Annotated in this window: 3 protein-coding genes; all 3 read right to left on the bottom strand. The window is 44.9% G+C overall.

Going from position 1 to position 2394, the window contains the following annotated elements; all coding sequences use genetic code 11:
- Positions 1–56: 56 nt before the first annotated feature.
- Complete coding sequence (locus QVD32_RS12875) at positions 57–1124, bottom strand: hypothetical protein (protein WP_287710344.1); 1068 nt, start codon at positions 1122–1124, stop codon at positions 57–59.
- A gap of 21 nt (positions 1125–1145) precedes the next feature.
- Positions 1146–1628 (bottom strand): hypothetical protein, encoded by a 483-nt coding sequence (locus QVD32_RS12870; protein ID WP_287710343.1) that lies wholly within the window; start codon positions 1626–1628, stop codon positions 1146–1148.
- Positions 1629–1765: 137 nt separating this feature from the next.
- Positions 1766–2394 (bottom strand): Abi family protein (locus QVD32_RS12865; protein ID WP_287710342.1); only part of this gene is annotated, 629 nt, incomplete at its 5' end.

Genomic DNA, 2394 nt, shown 5'->3' with positions numbered 1-2394 from the left:
CAGCAAACAAATCTATAAACTTCAATGGTGTCATATCTTTTATCGTCTCTCTGCTTTTAGTGCATATTAAAAATATCGGTCATCTTCTGGAGCATGTTCTCGAAAATCCTTAGGTGCTTTTCGAGTTTGGTGCTGTCGGAGAGCGACCTCGACAAGTCCTTGTCGTAGCCACTCAAATCCATATTCATCGCTTGCCCCATCGCTATCATAAAATCCTTCTTGCTTATTTTCTTTCCGTTCTCTCCTGTAAACGTACCCATTTCGTAGAGCACGTTGAGTACACGGATGATGTCTATCTTGGCACCTGTGCGCTCCGTCAGATAGACAGGGCTTTTGCCTGTGGAAGTAGGTTGCGACATGATTCTCTCTCGAAGAGGTTCTATCTCCCTTGCCAGTTGCATCTTGCATCTGCCAAGACTCTCGTCTTTCTGCCTCGAAGCCTCGATGAGCGTGATGATGAAGGAATAAATCCAGAACTTCTCTGCATCATTGTCGAACTTTTGTTCTTGTAGATACTTCTTTACTTCCGACATGCTGCCACGGCGAAGTCGCAACTCATCATAGATTTGATATACTCGGTTGAAGTATTTCAAGTAGAGAGTGTCATCATCAGCCCAATAATTGCCGTCGAGCAAGGTGCAATATTGGCGATAGTTCAAGTCCTCGTTGATGAAACTGTCCAGTTTCTTCTTGGGATAGTCGTCTCTGTTGTCTATGATGCTCCGCAGGATTTGTTCGCTGTCGGGAACGCAGTCTATTGGCTCACCAGAATGGTGGGCATTGTACTCCGTTCCGAGGATGTAAAACAAATAGCCGAAAGAATCGTCTTCCCTGATGACACAGAAAAGTTCCTTCCTCACTTCTATGGAAATGTCCTTGTTGATTTCTCCTTCCAAGTCTTCAAACACAGGCTCCTCTGGTTGCATGGCATTGCCTCTCTCGAAGAGTTCTTTCTTCAAGAGGTAATGCTGAAAGCGGATGTCGGCGGACAGCCGTCTGTTCATGTATGCGTTGGTGGCTTCCTTGTCCTTTCTGAGGGGCAGCAGGTCATCTATGATTTGCCCCACGACCTCCGCATACTTCAAGTCATGCCTATGCTGATTCAAGTATTCTTTTGCTCGCATTTCTTTTATGCTTCTTGTAAGTTAGTCGGTTTCTTGGATGGTGTATTTTACAGAAACGCTATTTTCACCCAATTTAGAAGTTTCTGCCTTCAGCACAAATGGTCCGTTACCATTGCATACGGATAAGCGAGCACTATTATTTCCTCGTGAATTTACTCTATCGCAAAAAGCGTTGACTTCTACTGTAGTGCCTGGTTTGAATGGTCCAAATGTTCCATCCCAAGACAAAGCATGTTGTGATACTGAGCAATGTCCCTTTTCACTGATGTAACCAATAGTTACATTATGAATGTAATTACTTCCTATGCCATGAAACACGACTTCATACTTGACGTAATAATGCGCAGCCTCCTCTTCCTTCTTCTGGTAATCGTCATCATCAGAGGAAGAACAACTGTTCAGTATGAAAAAGTTGGTGATTAAAAAGAGTATAGCAAGTGCTATACTAAGTGCATGATTTCTACGATGAGACTCTTTAGAAGCCTCATTCTTAACTATTTGCAATCCCTTGCCCCACAAAATGGGGGGGGGTAAATCGGCTGATATTCATATCGTTATGTTGTTAGTTTGTTATACGATTTAATTATCAGCTCCAAAGGTACGAAAAATATTTGGGAAAAGAGAAAGTTTCGGGAGATTTTTTACTTCCACAGCGGCTCTTCCTCCCAGCCAGCTGGGAATCCCATCGCCGAAACATCCACTTCCGAGAACAAAGAGAGCAACGTCCGGACTTTCTCCTTCATGTCATTGCCTGGGGAAATCGTATTCAGGAAGTACTTGATGATGCACAGGTTGAAATAGATGCGGAGAGGGTCAGAGCGCAGGGTTATCCAAGGCAATGGCACCACGTTGGGCATCGTGGGGCGGATGGTGTTCTGCTTGTTCCATACACGAGCATGATGGCAACATGAGTTTCTGGTCAAGGCCACGATGGTGAGCCACGACTCAAACGGTATGGCCTGCAAGCCGAAGGACTGGGCTATCCGCTTCTTTATCTTCTTGTCCTTGATGTTGGCGTAGATGTTGGTCATTACACCGAAAGGCAATATCTCCGAGAGAATCCACGAAGGGGGATAAGGGTTGGAATATGTCTCCTTGAAATGAAGGATAAAATCCTCCCTCGAATGGGAATACTCATCCTCTATCATCTTCAAGGTCTTGGCGAACCTTGCTTGGTTGGTGAAGTTGGTGCTGTCCGTCATCCAGAAGGGATTTCCTGTCATCTTACTCCCGATGTTGACGATGGCACTTCGCACGGCAACCTCTATCT

This window comes from Barnesiella sp. (assembly GCF_022723415.1).
Classification (GTDB): Bacteria; Bacteroidota; Bacteroidia; order Bacteroidales; family Barnesiellaceae; genus Barnesiella; species Barnesiella intestinihominis.
This window is presented reverse-complemented; position numbering and strand designations above follow the sequence as displayed.

Excerpts from the sequence above, each read along its gene's own strand:
- QVD32_RS12875 (WP_287710344.1), bottom strand. The coding sequence starts at position 1,124 with ATGCGAGCAAAAGAATACTTGAATCAGCATAGGCATGACTTGAAGTAT.